14 protein-coding genes and 1 pseudogene are annotated in these 19,253 nt (G+C 38.0%); 13 read left to right on the forward strand and 2 right to left on the reverse strand.

The window, feature by feature from the left end; genetic code table 11:
* Positions 1 to 99: 99 nt before the first annotated feature.
* From FGM00_RS01170 to wecB, 13 genes and pseudogenes are all read left to right on the forward strand, one after another.
* Positions 100 to 1,458: a lipopolysaccharide biosynthesis protein gene (locus FGM00_RS01170; RefSeq protein WP_236262867.1), complete on the forward strand. Its 1,359-nt coding sequence runs from the start codon at positions 100 to 102 to the stop codon at positions 1,456 to 1,458.
* Positions 1,459 to 1,483: 25 nt separating this feature from the next.
* Positions 1,484 to 2,677 carry a glycosyltransferase gene (locus FGM00_RS01175; RefSeq protein ID WP_138851150.1) on the forward strand — a complete coding sequence of 398 codons (1,194 nt, stop codon included), beginning with the start codon at positions 1,484 to 1,486 and terminating at the stop codon, positions 2,675 to 2,677.
* Positions 2,670 to 3,905 (forward strand): glycosyltransferase, encoded by a 1,236-nt coding sequence (locus FGM00_RS01180; protein ID WP_175416166.1) that lies wholly within the window; start codon positions 2,670 to 2,672, stop codon positions 3,903 to 3,905. Before FGM00_RS01175 ends, FGM00_RS01180 begins: the two co-directional genes overlap by 8 nt.
* 1 nt (position 3,906) lies before the next feature.
* Positions 3,907 to 5,205, forward strand: coding sequence for a hypothetical protein (locus tag FGM00_RS01185; protein WP_138851152.1), 1,299 nt, complete (start codon positions 3,907 to 3,909; stop codon positions 5,203 to 5,205).
* Between the two features lie 23 nt (positions 5,206 to 5,228).
* The gene (locus FGM00_RS01190) at positions 5,229 to 6,548 is read left to right on the forward strand and encodes a glycosyltransferase family protein (RefSeq protein ID WP_138851153.1); all 1,320 of its coding nucleotides are present in this window, start codon (positions 5,229 to 5,231) and stop codon (positions 6,546 to 6,548) included.
* Positions 6,549 to 6,873: 325 nt separating this feature from the next.
* The gene (locus FGM00_RS01195; protein ID WP_138851154.1) at positions 6,874 to 9,570 is read left to right on the forward strand and encodes an autotransporter outer membrane beta-barrel domain-containing protein; all 2,697 of its coding nucleotides are present in this window, start codon (positions 6,874 to 6,876) and stop codon (positions 9,568 to 9,570) included.
* 120 nt (positions 9,571 to 9,690) lie between these two features.
* The gene (locus FGM00_RS01200) at positions 9,691 to 10,611 is read left to right on the forward strand and encodes a glycosyltransferase family 2 protein (RefSeq protein ID WP_138851155.1); all 921 of its coding nucleotides are present in this window, start codon (positions 9,691 to 9,693) and stop codon (positions 10,609 to 10,611) included.
* A 441-nt stretch (positions 10,612 to 11,052) separates the two neighbouring features.
* Positions 11,053 to 11,958, forward strand: coding sequence for a sugar transferase (locus tag FGM00_RS01205; protein WP_138851156.1), 906 nt, complete (start codon positions 11,053 to 11,055; stop codon positions 11,956 to 11,958).
* A 359-nt stretch (positions 11,959 to 12,317) separates the two neighbouring features.
* Positions 12,318 to 12,485, forward strand: a pseudogene (locus tag FGM00_RS20125) (DapH/DapD/GlmU-related protein); the annotation flags it as partial.
* Between the two features lie 284 nt (positions 12,486 to 12,769).
* Positions 12,770 to 13,774, forward strand: a complete 1,005-nt coding sequence (locus FGM00_RS01215; protein WP_138851158.1) for a polysaccharide biosynthesis protein — start codon at positions 12,770 to 12,772, stop codon at positions 13,772 to 13,774.
* Positions 13,771 to 14,196 (forward strand): cupin domain-containing protein, encoded by a 426-nt coding sequence (locus FGM00_RS01220; protein ID WP_138851159.1) that lies wholly within the window; start codon positions 13,771 to 13,773, stop codon positions 14,194 to 14,196. The genes FGM00_RS01215 and FGM00_RS01220 overlap by 4 nt, the downstream gene beginning before the upstream one ends.
* A gap of 4 nt (positions 14,197 to 14,200) precedes the next feature.
* Positions 14,201 to 15,337, forward strand: a complete 1,137-nt coding sequence (locus FGM00_RS01225) for a polysaccharide biosynthesis C-terminal domain-containing protein (protein ID WP_138851160.1) — start codon at positions 14,201 to 14,203, stop codon at positions 15,335 to 15,337.
* A gap of 18 nt (positions 15,338 to 15,355) precedes the next feature.
* The gene (gene wecB, locus FGM00_RS01230) at positions 15,356 to 16,492 is read left to right on the forward strand and encodes a non-hydrolyzing UDP-N-acetylglucosamine 2-epimerase (RefSeq protein WP_138851161.1); all 1,137 of its coding nucleotides are present in this window, start codon (positions 15,356 to 15,358) and stop codon (positions 16,490 to 16,492) included.
* Here the strand turns inward: wecB and FGM00_RS01235 are convergent.
* Positions 16,489 to 17,241, reverse strand: a complete 753-nt coding sequence (locus FGM00_RS01235; RefSeq protein WP_175416167.1) for a WecB/TagA/CpsF family glycosyltransferase — start codon at positions 17,239 to 17,241, stop codon at positions 16,489 to 16,491. The genes wecB and FGM00_RS01235 overlap by 4 nt on opposite strands.
* Positions 17,242 to 18,162: 921 nt before the next feature.
* Positions 18,163 to 19,251, reverse strand: a complete 1,089-nt coding sequence (locus FGM00_RS01240; protein ID WP_138851163.1) for a GDP-L-fucose synthase family protein — start codon at positions 19,249 to 19,251, stop codon at positions 18,163 to 18,165.
* Between the last annotated feature and the right edge of the window lie 2 nt (positions 19,252 to 19,253).

Raw genomic sequence — 19,253 nt, forward strand, 5'->3', positions numbered from 1 at the left:
GGTTAAACAGGATATCACATGGGATAGAAAAAGAATTTACTAGATAGCCTTCAACCAATTATTTCCTCGGACAAAACAAGAAAAACACATCCCATAGGTTTGATTCAAAAAATTAAAAACATTCTTTTCGGAGGGCACGAACGAACCGCAAAGGCCAATAAGAATATTTTAGGCTCTTTTATAATAAAAGTGGTCAGTATTGTAATTAGCTTGGTCGTTGTGCCACTTACGCTTAATTACGTGAATCCTTCTAGATACGGTATTTGGCTCACACTTAGCTCAATCGTTGCTTGGTTCAGCTTTTTTGATATCGGTATTACCCACGGTTTAAGAAATAAATATGCAGAGGCAAGAGCTAAAGGTGACAATAAAAGTGCCCAAATTTATATCAGCACTACTTACGGAATCTTAGCCATTGTTTTCATAACGATCTGGCTGTTATTTCTAGTAATCAATCCTTTTTTGGATTGGTCTGATTTATTAAAACTTTCCCCGGAATACGGTTCCGATGTTTCAAAACTGGCTCTAATAGTCTTTACTTACTTCTGTATGCAGTTTGTACTAAGAACAATTACTACCATTATTTCTGCGGATCAAGAGCCGGCCAAAGCCTCACTGATCGATGTAATCGGCCAAATCATTTCATTGGTGGTCATAGTGATACTTGTGAAAACGACTGAGGGTTCCTTGGTAAACCTTGGCATTGCGCTTTGTGCTTCACCACTTTTGGCACTTATTGGAGCTAATATTTTCTTTTTCAAAGGAAAATATCGCGAATTCAAACCTACATTCTCAAAGGTGAAATTTTCGTACGCGAAGAGTCTTTTTAATCTTGGTGTCGTGTTCTTTATTATTCAAATTGCTGGCTTAATACAGTTCGAATCCGCCAATGTTATCATTTCTAGAAACTTTGGTCCCGCCGATGTAACCGATTACAATATCGTTTTTAAATACTTCGGGGTTTTAAGCATGGGATTTACTATTTTTTTAACGCCATTTTGGTCAGCGGCCACTGAAGCATATGTTAAAAATGATATTGGGTGGATAAGGGATAGTATGAAAAAATATAATGTCCTTAATATTTTCTTTGTCCTTCTCGGGATTATCATGTTGTTTTTTGCCGACGACATCTACGATTTATGGTTGGGGGAAGAAACCGTAAACATCGACTTTTTATTATCGCTTTGGGGCCTGATATTTTTTACCGTTTCTATTTTCGGATCAAAATATGTTAGTTTTTTAAACGGAATCAGTGCACTTCGCCTTCAATTTTGGGCGAGCGTGGTAAGCCCTGTAGTATACTTAATCTTAACTTTAGTTTTTATTGAATATTTCAAGATGGGAGTTTATGCATTATTTGTGGCATCCGTAGTTGCGAATTTCAATGCCTTTATCTTAGCACCTATTCAATATCACATGATAATCAATAAAGGCAAAAAGGGAATTTGGATTAGGTAGTGCTGAGCGCCAAGAAAATAATCAAATGAAGAACGATAGTTTTAAAACAAGGCTTACCAGGAACCTATGGAGCAATTTTAAGGATATCTTCTATTCCGAGCGTATTGAAGATACGGCTGTAATACAGAACCTTAATTTTACGGCTACAAGAAAACAAAAAAAGGCTATAGTATGTTATTTGACCGTAAGTTATACTGCAGATTGGGGTAATCAAAATATAGGAAGAACACAGCCTTTGGAGATTCTGTCTATCGTAAAGGTTTTATCTGATCTTGATTATGCAATCGATGTAGTAAATTGTAACGACATGCGCGCGTTGCCCATCATCGCATCAAAAGATTATCATCTTGTTTTTGGTTTTGGGGAAGTGTTTTATCAACTTACCCTTAAGCACCCGAATGCGATGTCTATTATTTATATGACCGAGCATCATCCAGATTTTGCCGACCGTGAAGAGAAGAAGCGCATCGCATATTTTTACGAACGTCATCAAAAGAAAGCGCGCATTGTAAGAAGCGGTAATTACTATAAATCTCATTATTTTAACCAGCAATATTCCCATTTGGTGACCCTGGGTGAGGTTGATCCTTTTTTAAAAGAGTATAAATCTCCTTTTACCATATTTCCCACAGGTGTGGTAAATACTAATTTTGTATTTGAAAAAAGAGATCACGTCACTACAAGAAATCATTTCTTATGGCTAGGTTCTTTTGGTGCAGTGCACAAAGGGCTGGATTTATTATTGGATGTTTTTGAGAATCGAGATGATCTTGTTTTACATATTGCCGGCTTGTCGGAAGAAGATGAAGCGCTTTTAACACCTAAGAAAAGAGCGAATATTATAAACCACGGATATCTTAATGTTAAAACAGAAACTTTTCTGGAATTAGTCAAAAATTGCAGTTTCAATATATTGCCATCCTGCTCTGAAGGGTTTTCCACAGCGATTACAACTGGTATGTTTCATGGCTTAATCCCAATTGTAATGCGAGATACGGGATTTAACCGTTTAAAGAATAACGCTATTTTTTTAGAAGACTACAAAGTACCTTATTTAAATCAAAAATTAACTGAAATTTCCGCAAGGCCCTCTAAAGAGTTAGCGAATTTCAGTAAGAGTGTTTTTGAATTCGCGCATGAAAATTTTTCCAATTCCGCTTTTGAAATGAACTTTAAAGAAATCATTGATACAATAATGAAAAATGAACAAAATGATTAAAGTCGTTCATTTACAAACACATCTGCCTTCTTCGGGAAATGCAGCTTTTCGACTGCACCAAGCGCTGAATCAAAATGGTGTGCATTCAAGAATGCTATCTTTGACATCGGATGTAGCGCCAAACACCAATTTAAATCACCTGAATCTAAAAGCCACAATTGTGGCAAGGTTGAACAGTAAATTTCACAATCGTCATAATGAAAATGTTATTGAGAAGTTCGGTCTTTTTTCATATCCCGTTTTAGGTACTGATATTTCAAATCACCACTTTGTACGTGAAGCTGATGTAATCTATATTCACTGGGTGCTCGCAGGTTTTTTGAACTTCTCCGGCCTTGAGAAACTTATGAAATTAGGCAAACCGATTATTTTTTTTATGCACGATATGTGGACCATAACAGGGGGTTGTCATCACAGTTTTACCTGCACAAAGTATTCAGGAACCTGTAGTAAGTGTCAAATGTTCGAAAATGCCAAAACAAACGGGCTTCCTGCAAAAGAACTGCGAAAAAAGGTACGGTTATACCACAAATACGATAATTTAAACTTTGTCTCTCCCAGTAACTGGCTCTACGAGCTCGCAAAGAAATCGGTTTTAACAAAAGACAAGCCGCTTTTTCATATTCCCAATCTTGTTGATACTACAATCTTCAAACCCGCGGATAAAAAGACGGTTCGACAGATTTTAAATTTGCCAAATACTGGAACTCTTATTGGTTTTGGAGCCATTTCACCAAAAAGTCCCTATAAAGGCTGGTCTTACTTAAAGAAAGCCTTCGAGCTTGTAGCTGAACAAGGAAGGGAAGATATTGGTATAGTGATTTTCGGTAGTGATTATGATCAAGAAATAGAGCAGGCACTACCTTTTAAATGCTACTTTGTCGGGCGACTAAGGGATGAGTATTCATCCGCATTGGTATATAATGCCGTCGATCTTTTTGTAGCGCCATCGCTTGCCGAAACCTTCGGCTTGGTGATTCTAGAGTCGCTGCGTTGCGGCACTCCCGTTGTAGCCTTTAAAACTGGCGGAATACCCGAGTTGATACGTCATAAAAAAAATGGCTACCTAGCCAAGTATAAAGATAGTTTAGACCTTGCCGAAGGAATTTTGTTCTGTCTCAATATGTTAAGCAGCGGTGAAGCCTTGCCGGAATTTGATACCGAAGTGATCGTCAAACAACATTTAGCGCTTTATAAACAAATAGCACCAAATAAATTCATTGGTTGAAATGGCAAATTCTCCTAAGGAAATATTTAAAGGGCTGGGTGCGGATTTTCACCAAAAACCAGTGTACTATTATTTTTGGGGCGGCATTTTACTTTATATGCTAGGTTTCGCTATTTCTACAACTCCAAGCCCAATCTATATCATTTGCGATTTACTACGGGTAGTTGGTATTTTGATTTTTGTTGTTTCAGCTACTCAGATGATATCGTATTCCTTTGAAAATAGGTACCTGAAAGTCATTTACACGCTGTATTTAGTTTGGATGGGAATAATTGTTTTTCGAGGTTTAAAATTAGAATATGAATTCACCAAAGATTTACTATTTGATCCTTTTATGGGAGTATTTCTATATTTCGCCCCTCTTTTTCTTCTTTTTCCCAAAACACATTTATTTTACAAGGCTACCTTCAAAATGCTCATTTTTGCAGCCTTGCTATTTGGTGTTTTCATGTTGTATTCTTCAGTAGACCTTTTAAATTTGAAATATGAGTTGGGGCGGGACACGCTTGAATATTACGTTAAGTTATTAGGACTTCCTGTTGGGTTTCTTATACTAACATATCCCTATCAAAATAAACAACGTAGATTTATAGCGGTTTTTGTGATATTATTAGTTTTTTTATCAGCCACATATAGGGCTAGAAGGGGATTAATGTTTATGTCTGGCACCGTATTTATTTTTACTTCTTTTATTTATATCCTAAAAAATAAAAAACAATTTTTAACCATAATTTTTGGCACATTATTACTGTTATTATTTTCTGGGTTTGCCTACACACTTTTTGGAACAGGGGATTCTATTATTTTAAACAAAGTAACGGAACGCTTAGATGAAGATACTCGTACTGGTGTAGAAGAATATTTTTATGCCGATATGCAATTACGCGATTGGATCGTTGGTAGAGGCATGAGTGGTCTTGTCGCGGCACCAATAGATTTAGATCCTTCGGAGGAGCATCCTGGCTATCGTGAAGGAGTTGAGACCGATTACCTTACCATTATTTTAAAAGGTGGGATAATTGGTCTCGGGCTATTACTGTTGATTGCAATTCCTGCGATAATCAAAGGTTTATTCTTTTCAAAAAACTTGCTTTCAAAAGCTGCTGGATTTTGGATTTTACTTTGGCTTGTTTCGCTATACCCGTCTACTGTAACTTCATTTACGTTAAGCTATATATTGGTTTGGATTTCAATTGGCATTTGCTATTCGGATACCATTCGCCTTAGTTCAGAGGAAATCGTAGCTCAATACTTAAATCCGGCCAAACGAAAAATGGAAAGTAAGAAGAAATATTTATAACCGCTCGCAGTAACACATACCTTATGCCCTTACCTAAAGTTCTTATTCTCAATCAACCGTTCGTCAATGATACCGGGGGTGGAATTACCTTATCGAATCTCTTTTCAGGTTGGGACAAAGATAAGCTGGCGGTTGCATGCCTGGGCTATGTGCTGACTCCTCATATAGACCCGACAGTTTGCAACAACTATTATCAATTAGGTGATGAGGAGCGAAAGTGGATTTTTCCCTTTAATATTTTAAGTAGAACCTATAAAAGTGGCCCTATAAAATTTACGGATACTTCAAAAAAAAATATAGTTGAAGAAGTTTCAAAATCGAAAACCAGAGTAGGCTTTCTTAACACATATTTAAATCCCTTTTTAGAATTTACGGGTCTTTCACAGATAATTACCAGGACAACATTATCTCCAAAATTCAAAAGATGGCTTGATGAGTATTCTCCTGACGTAATTTATTTACAATGCTCTACACGTGAAAGTATCTTGTTCTGCATAGAAGTCTTAAAATATTTAAAAAAGCCCAGCGTATTTCACATGATGGATGATTGGCCAATGCTTATAGGCATAAAGGGCTTTTTCGGATCTTATTGGAAGAATAGAATCGATAAGGAATTTAAAGAACTGCTAAACTTGGCAGATACGCATTTAAGTATATGTGATTATATGGCGGAAGCATACAAAATTAGATATGGTATTGATTTTGTTACTTTTCATAATCCGATCGACATTGATTTTTGGCAAAAGGGTCAAAAAAAACAATATGCACTGAACGGTACCCCTAAACTGATGTATGCCGGCCGTATAGGTTTAGGTATTGATGATTCCTTAAAAACAGTGGCGAAGGCCATAGAAAAAATTAATACGGAGCTCCAAATGAATATTCAATTTATAATTCAATCGATTGCAGCGCCTTCTTGGATAAATAACTATTCAGTGGTGGTACACAAAAACTTTGTGCCCTACTCTCAATTACCTTTCGAATTTGGCTCGGTTGATTTTTTAATCTTACCTTATGATTTTAGTCCTGAATCCTTAGCCTACATTAAATATTCAATGCCTACGAAAGCTTCCGAGTATATGGCAAGTGGGACACCTATTATAATTTATGCACCGCAAGAAACTGCTTTGGTAGATTATGCACAGCGAAACAAGTGGGCGACCCTGGTCACGGATCAAGCAGAAAATAAATTGGTTGAAGGGTTAAAAAAAATAATCTTAGACGATAATTATCGCCGAAAACTGGCAGAAATAGCTACGAACGTTGCCATTGAGAGACATGATATTAGAACTGTAGGAAAAGATTTTCAAAAAATTCTTTCAGAAACTGCGCGGAAAAATTAAGAAAATGAAATAGCCGACAACCTTAGGTGACTACATGTCTCCCTTGAATGCTTCGCGGTTAACGACAGATTATCGAAAAATTGGTATTCCTATTTTCAAAAAATCTATTTTTGCAATCCTATTCAAATTGAAACCTTAGTTTTTTAGTAAGAGTAGTTGATAATTAATTTGATGTTTTGTCTTTAAAAACTTAGGACTGAAGAAAAGTAGGGTTTTTGAGGAGTTAGAGGTTTTAGAATAGTACTAGTTTATATAAAAAACAGAAGGGCAAATATCTAATTTTCAATATATTATATAACGAAGAGTACTTCCAAAGTTGTAAATAATGGAAAACACTGTCCCCCCATTCATTGTATTTCACAAACAAAGTGTAGTGATTGTGCTTTTTCTTTTATCGCTTGGTAGCACCTTTGCTCAGGTAAAAATAGGGGATAACCCTCAAAGTATCGATTCCGCTTCGCTTTTAGAACTTGAAGGCACTGATAAGACAATGGTTTTGTCAAGAATCACAACTACACAAATGCAAGCCATAACTCCCTTGCAAGGTGCGATAGTTTACAATATTGAAGAGCAATGTGTTTTTTATTACAACGGTTTGGCTTGGATGAACCTTTGTAAGGATGCAAGTGGATTTTCAATAGTAGATAACGGAAACAATACTTACACGGTTAATGATGGTATCAATCCCGAATTTACATTTTCAACCAACACGGAAACCATTACCAATATCGTACAAAACCCAGATGGCACATACACCTATACCAACGAAGCGGGTGAGGAAACGCTTATAGCAACTAGTGCCACGGGTACTAGTACTTTTTCGATAACGGATAATGGAAATAATACCTACACGTTCAACGATGGTACTATTCCGGCATTTACACTTTCGGCCAATCCGGAAACCATTACCAATATCGTACAAAACCCAGATGGAACCTACACCTATACCAACGAAGCGGGTGAGGAAACGCTTATAGCAACTAGTGCCACAGGTACTAGTACTTTATCGATTACGGATAACGGAAACAATACCTATACATTCAACGATGGTACCATTCCGGCCTTTACACTTTCGGCCAATCTCGAAACCATTACCAATATTGTGCAAAATCCTAACGGAACATTTACATATACGAATGAAGCCGGCGAAGAAACCGTGATTGCCAATGGCTCTGGTACAGGTATGAGCACTTTATCAATAGTGGATAATGGCGATAATACCTACACCGTAAATGACGGCGTAAATCCCGAATTCACTATTATAGCGACTCCGGAAACCGTTACGAATATTACCCAAAATACAGACGGGTCGTACACTTATACCAATGAAGCTGGTGAGGAAACCATTATTGCTTCAAGCGCCTTAACGATTACCGATAATGGGGATAACACCTATACGTTCAATGATGGAACAAATCCGGCATTTACCATTACAGCGACTCCGGAAACCGTCACGAATATTACCCAGAATACAGACGGGTCGTACACTTATACCAATGAAGCCGGAGAGGAAACCATTATTGCTTCAAGCGCCTTGACGATTACCGATAATGGCGATAACACCTATACTGTCAATGATGGAACAAATCCCTCATTTACCATTACAGCGACTCCGGAAACCGTCACGAATATCACCCAGAATACTGATGGGACGTATACCTATACTAATGAAGCTGGAGAGGAAGCAACTATTGCTTCAAGTGCACTCGCGATTACTGATAATGGCGATAATACCTATACCGTAGATGACGGCGTAAATCCTGAATTTATAATCACAGCTAAACCAGAAACGATTACCAGTATCACCGAAAATACTAATGGAACCTACACCTATACCAATGAATCCAACCAAGAAGTTATCATCTCATTGAGTGGCACTAGTGAAGAAGGTTCTGTTTTTTTTGCCGATAATTCTAACGGTTTTGGAGAAAATAACACGCAGTTCTTCTGGGACAATATAAATGAACGCCTAGGTATTGGAACAAATACAAATCTTACCGATAAACTTACTTTAAATGGCACCTTAGGTATCGCCGATGGCAGCGTATCGGAACCGTCATATCGTTTTTCGGCCGACCCTGATACTGGTATTTTTAGGAGTGATGATAATGAAATAGGTTTTACTGTCGGTGGTACTTCAAATATGAAGCTAACAGAAACCGGCTTATACTTAAATAATGCTTTGCCTATTGACCCATCATTAACTGACATGCCTTTATTGATAAGAGCAAACGAAGGCGAACTATTTGGTTTACAGCGTACCAATGGCGATTTAAAGTGGATTCTTAATCTTCGCGAGCAGACTTCCAGTGTTCGTGGTGGATTATCCTTTGTTGAATTAGGGATTAATTCCAGATTTTTTATTGAAAATACAAGAAATCCTTCAGGACCGGATTTTGGCAGGATTGGAATCAATACTGACAATCCGCAAGAAACATTACATGTTGTTGGGAACATGAGGGTCACTGACTTACCTCCATCCGCACCCAATGATAATATCGTAACCGTTGACGAGTTTGGCCGTTTTCATAAATCGACTAACACAGTAGCATCAAGGTCGGCTAAAAATTCAGAAATTAATTTCATGGCTCGGTGGATGAATACATTGATAAATATTCCACTTACAAACGGAAGAGCCACATTACCCATTTTCGGTGTTGAAGATATTAATGACGGGGGTGGAAATTATTGCCAAGTGGTCGAAAATGAATTACATGTCAAAACAAACGGAGTCTATGAAATTAAGGCAACAATTGCACTAAGCGGAAATCTGCAATCAAACGGTCTACCTGCTAATACCTATGCTCGAATTTCTGTGAATGACGTCGAAAAAGGCGCAATAAATGTAGCTGGCTATAGTGGGGCGACAGATTCAAATTCGCTTTCAAGTATTCATTTGAACGACATTTTAAAACTTCAAACTGGTGATAAAGTCGCCATTACGTTATTTAGCAATGCAAGCGCTTCTGCAATTAATTTGGCAGGTTCTAAAACATCTAATTTTACAATTATCAAGCGATAATCGATAAAATGTTACGTTAAATTCTGTTTGTGACAAAAATCCAAATATGTAAATTTCGTTTATTCCTGGTTGCTATTTTTAATTGGCAGATTATTTTCGTCGCAAAATCTTAGAAGACATATGAATCCAGTGGTTATAGGCATACCAACTTACAAAAGACCGATAATGCTTGAGAAATTGATTCTCAGTATTTACGATAGCCAGATAAACCAAGATTTGATTGATACCATATGTATTGTAGTAGTTGATAACGATAAGGGACGTACAGCGGAGTCTGTAATTAAATCCCTCAAGAAGAAATGTGCCCCTCCTTTTACGCTTCACTATTTCAACTTCGCTAAGAAAGGCCTTACGCATGTGAGAAATGAGATTTTAAAACAATCATTGAAATTTAATCCAGAATATATCGCATTTGTCGATGATGATGAATATGTCACTAGAAATTGGTTAAATGAACTTGTTAAAACAATGATTCATATGAATGCCGATATGGTTCTTGGGCCTAATCTTCCTGTTTTTGAAAAAGCAGTTCCGGAATATATCGCACGTTGGTTCTATGTGGAAAATTTCGAAACAAATACACAGATAGAACTCGTTGAATCAAATAACCTACTGATAAAAGCCAAGTTTCTTAATGACCATAAACTCCGTTTCGATTCTAGATTTGATCAAACGGGCGGGGAAGATACTTTTTTTGGTGTTCAGGCCATTCAAAAAGGAGCTCGAATTTTTTGGTCACACAATGCCATTGTATACGAAACAATACCTGAAAAAAGAGCTACCTTAAAATGGGTGATGCGCAGAATTTACAGGGCAGCATCGACTTTTACGTATATTCTTAAGTTAAAAAAAGCATATGTAATGCTTGTAAGGAAATTCTTCATCAGCATACTTTATTTAGGATTCGGAATTTGCAGTTTGGTCTTTTTACCATTTTCTAGTAAACATAAATACTTGGGATTGATTAAAATCAGTGAAGCACTCGGAGGTTTTGCGGGAATGATAAATATTAGGTACAAAGAATATGCAACCGATAATTGAGATTAAAATAACCTATTAGAACTACATATTAAGAGTTTTATGACCTAATTCCGTGCTGCTAATCATAAATTTTGACGGTTCTCGGACAAACAGTTTTATTGATATTGGTCAGATTTAAGTTTATCTCGAAGTTAATCTGGTCAATTATCGATTATTTCACCTTTTAGCATGAGATACGGGCTTTGTGCTATAATAATTTTGTTATTTTGTTACCACTAAACGGGTCACCCGAAAAAGGACAATTTTTCAAGTCAGATGAATTTAAAATTCGAAACAATTGAAAACTGTCTTAAAAAGCAATAGACTGCCAAAATTTTCTATATTGAAAGTTTAAATCCTTAAAATCTGGATAAAACGTTCCTGAAACGAAGAGATTTGAATATGGATTGGATACTGTTTAGAGTTGTTGCGAATTTTAGTGATTAAATCAAGACCTTATCTATGCCTGTACCTATTGCACTCTTCACCTATAAAAGACTGGATACTCTAAAACAGACTATTATCCATTTGAGACAGAACAAAATGGCTTCTGAATCTGATTTGTATATTTTTTGCGATGGTGCCAAAAATCCTATCGACGAACCCCATGTGAAAAAGGTACATAGATATATCGAGAGTGTAGATGGTTTTAAAAAAGTATACATCGTAAAGTCAAAAAAAAATAGAGGTTGTGCCAATTCCATTATCAAAGGTGTATCCGATGTCTTGGCCGAGCACGAAAGTGTAATCGTCGTCGAAGACGATTTGTTTACTACCCCCAATTTTCTTTGCTTTATGAATAAGGCACTTGAGGTTTATCAACACAATGAGAGAGTTTTGTCTATCTCTGGGTATTCACTGGATTTGGACAGCAAGGAAAGAAGACCAAATGACACCTACTTTCTTCCTAGGGGTTGGCCGTGGGGCTGGGCCACTTGGAAAACCAGATGGGAAAATGTTGACTGGGAAGTTAAAGATTATGAAGAACACAGGCGAAGCTCCAAAAAGAGAAAAGAATTCTCTCGTGGAGGTTCGGACTTGAACCGAATGCTTCGGAAACAGATGGAGGGAGAGTTGGATGCTTGGGATATCAGATGGTTTTACCACCAGTACAAAACCGATACTTTGACTCTGTACCCGACTCATTCCAAGGTGATTAACGTGGGGTTTGATGCCATGGCCACGCACAGCAAAACATCAAATAAGAGATTCTTTCCTGTCCTTGACGAGTCTTCTTCCTGCGATTTTAAATTTAACGATGAGGTTGAAATTGACAAGGAAACACACCGTCTTTTTTTGACCAAGATGGGCCTTAGGGCCAGGATTCTAGCCAAAGTTGGATATTATTTGGATAAGACCGTCAAATAATGGACGGTAAAAATGTTTAACCAATCTAAAAAATGGTCCGTACCCTTAAAAAGATTAGAATTCTTTACCTCAAACATGTCAAGTGGAGAAAATACGCTATCGGAAAAAATTTCTATGTAGGGCAGCGTGTTTACTTATGGGGGAGAAATGGCATTCGTATAGGAGACAACTTTTATATGGGCAGGGACTCTCAAATTGAAACCTCTTGCACCATAGGAAACAATGTGATAGTAGGAAACAAGGTTGGCATTATAGGAAAATATGACCACCACTACCAAACACTGGGCCTGCCCATAAGATTGACACCAAGAATTAGGGATGAGGATTATGCCTGGAAAGGGCTTGAAGAGATAACGCGAATAGAAGATGATGTATGGATTGGGTATGGTGCCATAATTCTAAGTGGTGTTACTGTAGGATTAGGTTCAATAATTGCAGCGGGTTCCTTGGTAACCAAAAATGTTGAGCCTTACTCTATATATGGCGGTAATCCTGCAAAAAAAATCGGAAACAGATTTGACTCTGAAGAAGATTTGAAAAAACATAAAGAACTTTTAAAACTATTGCCAACCCATTTAAAAGGTAAATTGTAAAAATGCCCATTGCAAATAGTATCTTGGTATGGATTTTCGTACAACCCATCGATATATTCCAACCGCCAATCGATTTATTAACGTTAAATTTAGGCATTCACATTAGTTTTAGCATACAAGAAAATTTCCATCCTTTTATGGAGAATTTAAAGCCTTCCCCGCTATATGGTATCAACCATTTAATTGGGTTTAAATTGAACAACATATAACCATATAGAATGTTTAAAGACAAAACTTTGTTGATTACAGGGGGTACTGGTTCCTTTGGAAATGCCGTTCTGGCACGCTTTCTCAAGACGAATATTAAGGAAATTCGAATTTTTAGTAGAGACGAGAAAAAGCAGCATTACATGAGGGAGACCCTGAACAATCCAAAAGTCAAGTTCTATATTGGAGACGTAAGGGACTTTGACAGCATAAACCGGGCAATGCAAGGGGTAGATTATGTTTTTCACGCCGCCGCTTTAAAACAAGTACCCTCTTGTGAGTTTTTTCCTATAGAAGCAACAAAAACCAATGTGTTTGGTACTCAAAACACTATTGATGCTGGAGTTGCCAATAAGGTAAAACGGATTATTTGTCTTAGTACTGATAAGGCTGCTTATCCTATTAACGCTATGGGAATAAGTAAAGCCATGATGGAAAAAGTAGCCGTAGCCGCTTCTCGAAATATCCCTGAAGATGAAACCATTGTCTGCCTAACTAGATATGGAAATGTAATGGCGTCTAGAGGTTCTGTAATTCCTTTGTTCATTAAACAAATCAAGGATGGGCAACCCATCACCGTCACAGACCCCAACATGACTCGCTTTTTGATGTCGTTGGAAGAAGCGGTAGATTTGGTGATTTTTGCTTTCAAAAATGGAAATCAGGGAGATTTATTCGTAAATAAAGCGCCCGCAAGCACAATTGGCGACTTGGCAAACACTATACGTGATATTTTTAAAGCGGATAATGAAATAAAAGAAATCGGGACTCGTCATGGCGAAAAACTATATGAAACCCTTTGCACACGCGAAGAGATGTTAAAGGCTGTTGACATGGGTGACTTTTATAGAATTCCTGCTGACAATCGCAATCTTAATTACGGTAGTTACTATTTCCAAGGAAAAACTGATATTAGTTTGGTTGAAGATTACCATTCCCATAATACCCTACGCTTGACAACTAATGAATTGAAAAACACCCTGATGAAATTGGATTATATAAAAGAGCATTTATGATGTCTTTTCAATTTATAAAAGGTAATGTTTTTAAGGATGCAAGGGGAAGTCTGAGATTTTTCAACACCTTTAACATGGGTGACATTATCAGAATGTATGAAATTGTTCCAAGTGATGCTGAATTTACAAGAGGATGGCAAGCCCATAAGTACGAAACAAAATGGTTTTATTGTAGTCAGGGAAGTTTTCAAATTAATGTTGTGAAGATAGACGATTTTCAAAATCCGTCGGTAAAATTGGTGCCCACGGCGTTTCGATTGTCCGAGAAAGAACCGGTAATTTTGGAGGTTATCGGAGGTGCTGCCACAGCTATTAAAGCTACCGAATCAGATTCTAAACTAACGGTTTTCTCAAACTTCACCTTGGAAGAATCTAAAAAGGACGATTTTCGTTATGACTTAAAAACTTGGCAACTACAATAAACGTATGGTAAAAAAAATAGGAATCACTGGTCAGGAAGGCTTTTTGGGTAGGCATTTGTACAATACACTTGGCTTGCATACCGCATGGGAAATCGTTCCCTTTAAACGTTCTTTCTTTAAAGACCCCAAAAAACTTGGTGATTTTGTATCCCAATGCGATATAATTGTCCACTTGGCGGCCATGAACCGACACGAAGATCCCGAGGTAATCTACAATACGAATGTTGAATTGGTCGAGGTCTTAATCGCTGCTTGCGTACATACCGGCTCCAAACCACATATTCTGTTCTCAAGCTCGACTCAGGAGGAGAGCAACAGTCGCTATGGCAAGTCTAAAAAAGAGGGTAAAGAGCTTTTTATAAATTGGGCTAAGCACCGTAATGGCAAATTTACAAGTCTAAGGATACCCAATGTTTTTGGTCCTTTTGGAAAACCGAACTACAACTCTGTGGTTGCCACCTTTTGTCACAAAATAGTCAGAAACGAAATACCTACGGTTATTCAGGATAATGAGGTGGGTCTCATCTATGTAAACGATTTGATACAACATTTCGTCAATACGATTAGCGAAACTTCTGCTTCAGAAAAAATAGGTTCAAATAGCTTTGAATTAACTATTGCACCGGATTACCACATCAAAGTATCTAAACTCCTTTCTTTACTGAATACCTTTAAGAAGGATTATATGGAAAAAGGGATTTTTCCCAACTTGGCAAATTCCTTTGAAAAAGCCTTGTTCAATACTTTTCGTTGTTATATTCCCCAAAATCACTACCCCGTCAAATACACCCAGCATACCGATCCTCGAGGGAGTTTTGTAGAAATCGCCCGTACCCAAACCAGTGGTCAGTTTTCATTTTCGACCACAGTACCGGGCATTACACGTGGGAACCACTTCCATACGCGAAAAGCAGAGCGGTTTGCCGTGATTAAAGGAAAGGCACTGATCCAGTTGCGAAAAGTAGATTCGGAAGAGATTATTGATTACTATTTGGATGGGGAAGAACCAGCTTATGTAGATATGCCTATTTGGTATACCCATAACATAAAGAACATTGGGGATGATGAATTGTTAACACTTTTTTGGATCAACGAACCTTACAACCCGGATGATGCGGATACCTTTTTCGTAGAAGTATAACCTTAAAAAAGCCAAATTTTGCAAAAACTCAAAGTAATGACCGTGGTTGGGACCAGACCCGAAATTATTCGGTTGGCATGTGTTTTAAAAGCCCTAGATGCAAGTGAAGCCATAAATCATACGCTTGTTCATACTGGCCAAAACTATGATTATGAGCTCAACGAGATTTTTTTTGAGGATATGGGCATTCGCAAACCCGATTATTTTCTGAATGCCGCAGGCAGCGGAGCTGCGGAGACCATTGGCAACATTCTGATTCTTATCGACCCTCTTCTTAAAGAACTTAGCCCTGATGCATTTTTGGTTTTAGGTGACACCAATAGTTGTCTCTGTGCAATACCTGCCAAAAAAAGAAAAATCCCGGTTTTTCATATGGAAGCAGGAAACCGATGTTTTGACCAACGTGTACCCGAGGAAACCAATAGGAAAATTGTTGATCATATTGCTGATATCAACCTAACATATAGCGATATCGCCCGCGAATATCTTCTTAGGGAAGGGCTGTCCCCTGATCGTGTTATTAAAACCGGGAGCCCCATGTTCGAGGTTTTGAATGAACAAAAGGTCAAAATCGAAGGATCGGAAGTATTAAAAAGGTTGAAATTGAACAAGAACAAATATTTTTTGGTTTCATCCCACAGGGAAGAGAATATCGGCAATCTCAAAAACTTCAACGGATTAATTGAATCACTCAATCTAATTGCCGAAAAATACAATTACCCGGTTATTGTATCGACCCACCCGAGAACTAGAAAAATGTTGGATTCAAAAAATGTAAAAACCCATCCCTTGATCCAATTTTTGAAGCCTTTGGGATTTTCTGATTATAACGCCCTTCAATGCAATTCTTTTGCAGTGTTGTCCGACAGTGGAACCATTTCAGAAGAATCATCTATCCTTAATTTTCATGCTTTGAACATACGAGAAGCGCACGAAAGGCCCGAAGCTATGGAAGAAGCTTCTGTTATGATGGTGGGATTGAATCCCGAACGCATTCTGCAAGGTCTGGCGGCATTGAAAATCCAAAAAAGAAATGGAGATCGCAATTTTCGTCAAGTTGACGATTATTCCATGCCGAATGTCAGTGAGAAAGTAGTTCGAATAATAATTTCGTACGTAGACTATATTAACCGAACCGTATGGTCCAAAGTCTAATGACCAGTAGCGCCAAACTTTTCACGGATTACCCAAAAGATAAATTTAGTATTACCTACAAGATATCTTTTCCATAGTCGTTTAGGTTCCTGCATCATCCTGTAGAACCATTCAAATCCAATATCCTGCACCCATTTTGGCGCCCTATTGACTTTTGATGCAATAACATCGAAGGCGCCACCAACGCCCATAGAAACGCTCAAGTTTCCCATTTTATCAAAATTGTTATAAACAAATTCTTCTTTCATTGGAGAAGGGAGGGCAATCAACAATAATTTTGCATTGGAATCGGCTATATCCTCGACTATTTCATCAATTTGTTCATTCGAAAAATAGCCATTTCTGTATCCTACAACTACGGGATTTAGAGATAACTCGTTAAACTTATCCCTTACCTTCGTGACAATATCTTCCTCCGCTCCAAAAAGATAAATTCCTATACCGCTATTTGCGCAGTGGGTAACTACCTGTGACATTAAATCCGTAGCAGGAACCCTTTCTTTTAAAGGCTTCCCAAGAAACGATGATGCCCACAACATGGATATACCATCAGGGTTAACCAAGTTGGCACTGTTGACCATCCTCACGTAATCGTTACTTTTTTTTGCCAATTCAACACTGGCGGCATTTATGCCAACATGAAAAACCTTTCTGTGGCCCCCATTCAAAGCCTTTGAGATGAGCTCATAAGATTCCCTGAAGGAATAGTTGTGAACTTTGATACCGAGAATTTCAATTTCTTCTACCATGAATTGATTAAAAAACCAATAAGGTTGTTTATTATGTGAAGTCATCCTCAACGGGAACATGACGATATACTTAAGCTAACCTTCCCAAAAGGTTCTGTTCTTAGTGGAGTGTACAGGATTCGAACCAAGGGCCTCTGCCTTGTCAGAGGCAGACAGTGCTCTAAACCAACTGAGCTACTACTCCAATTTTAGTCAACAAACCTAAATCCGTAATGGGTAAATAGCATTCCCCATCTCTTTAAACCTTGCAACTATACTATGGAAAACGTTTCTTGGTTTTGCGAACAAATATCGTAAAAATTTCACCAACCGCTACTGGCCACAAGAGCTATTTAGATTTAACGAATTAGGGTTTGTATATCCGCGATCACTTCTCTGAATAGCCACTCCGCTACGGTAACGCATATTCAGGTTGTTTTATTTCATCCGTTCCTCCACATTCCTGCACGTATGATTAAAAGTAGAAAACACTTCATAATTCTTTGCGACGGCTTCTAAAATAAGAACTATGGTTATATACTACCATATTTTTTGATTCCCTAAGATAAAATAATGTAACATAAAGGCTCATAACTGATAATCAAAAGCCGACATCCCTAAATGTAGGATTTCATTTGATGTCCGATTCGTAATGGTAACCTCTGCTCTGTTTCAGGGCAGTGCTCTAAACCAAATGAGTTGCGCTAGAAAAAGGCGTGTAATCTTGCAAGGTCTAACACACTTTACAGTTTGCTTCTATTATATTTATAGGCCACTTATTCCAATAGTTCCGAAAGCATATTTCACTTTTATCTTGTAATGGCCAGCTCCGCACATTTCACTTTCGTTGTTTCTCGAAATGTATACGCGGTTTAAGGTTTTTTACCATTGCTCCCGTATTCTTCCTGAATTCAAACAGAATAAATACGTTGTTTTTCAGGACTATCGCCCCAAATACCAGTCGTACATCCTCCGAACTCCAGCTTCCAAGTTCACGGAATGCTTCCAGCCCAAAGCATTCAACTTTTCCACATTGGTCAACTTTTTGACCGTACCATCGGGTTTTTCGGCATCAAAAAAGAATTCTCCCTTAAAACCAATGGTTTTTTTAATCAATACCGCTAAATCGGCAATCGAGATGTCCGTTCCGGTGCCTATATTGATATGGGTATTTCTAATCTCCTTCGCATCGGAAGGATGAGTATCCGTGAAATCGATTTGTTCCATTAAGAAGACACAGGCGTCGGCCATGTCCTCCGACCATAGGAATTCCCGCATTGGTTTTCCGCTGCCCCATATTTCAACCTTGGCAGTATCGTTATCCTCCAAGGTAACCCCAAATTCGGATAGGACATTCAGAATGGATGCTTTCGAGGAACTTCCATCGATGCCTTTGATCGGTAAACGGTTCAAGTCTTTTTCGATACCATCCCAGTCGCCATTTTCCAGCGCCTTTCCGAGATGAATTTTTCGGATGAGTGCCGGAAGTACATGTGACTTTTCCAAATCGAAATTATCGTTTGGGCCGTATAAGTTTGTAGGCATTACTGAAATGTAATTGGTGCCGTACTGTAAATTATAGCTTTCACATAGTTTAATTCCCGCAATTTTAGCAATGGCATAGGGCTCGTTGGTGTATTCGAGCACATCGGTCAAAAGGTAATTCTCTTTCATCGGTTGCGGGCAATTCTTCGGATAAATACAAGTACTTCCTAAGAACATAAGTTTTTTAACCTGATTGCGGTAGCTTTGATGCACTACGTTATTCTGAATCATCAGGTTAGCGTAAATAAATTCACCGCGATAGGTATTATTCGCTACGATACCACCCACCTTGGCAGCCGCAAGGAACACATATTCCGGCTTTTCCTGGCTGAAAAACGAGGCTACGGCATTGGTGTCGGTAAGATCGAGCTGCGCATGTGTTCTATGAATGATATTGGTAAACCCTTTTGCCTCGAGGTTCTTGATAATGGCGCTGCCTACCAACCCGCGGTGACCGGCTACATATATTTTTGAGTCTTTCTTCATCT

Source organism: Aggregatimonas sangjinii, assembly GCF_005943945.1.
Lineage (GTDB): Bacteria > Bacteroidota > Bacteroidia > Flavobacteriales > Flavobacteriaceae > Pelagihabitans > Pelagihabitans sangjinii.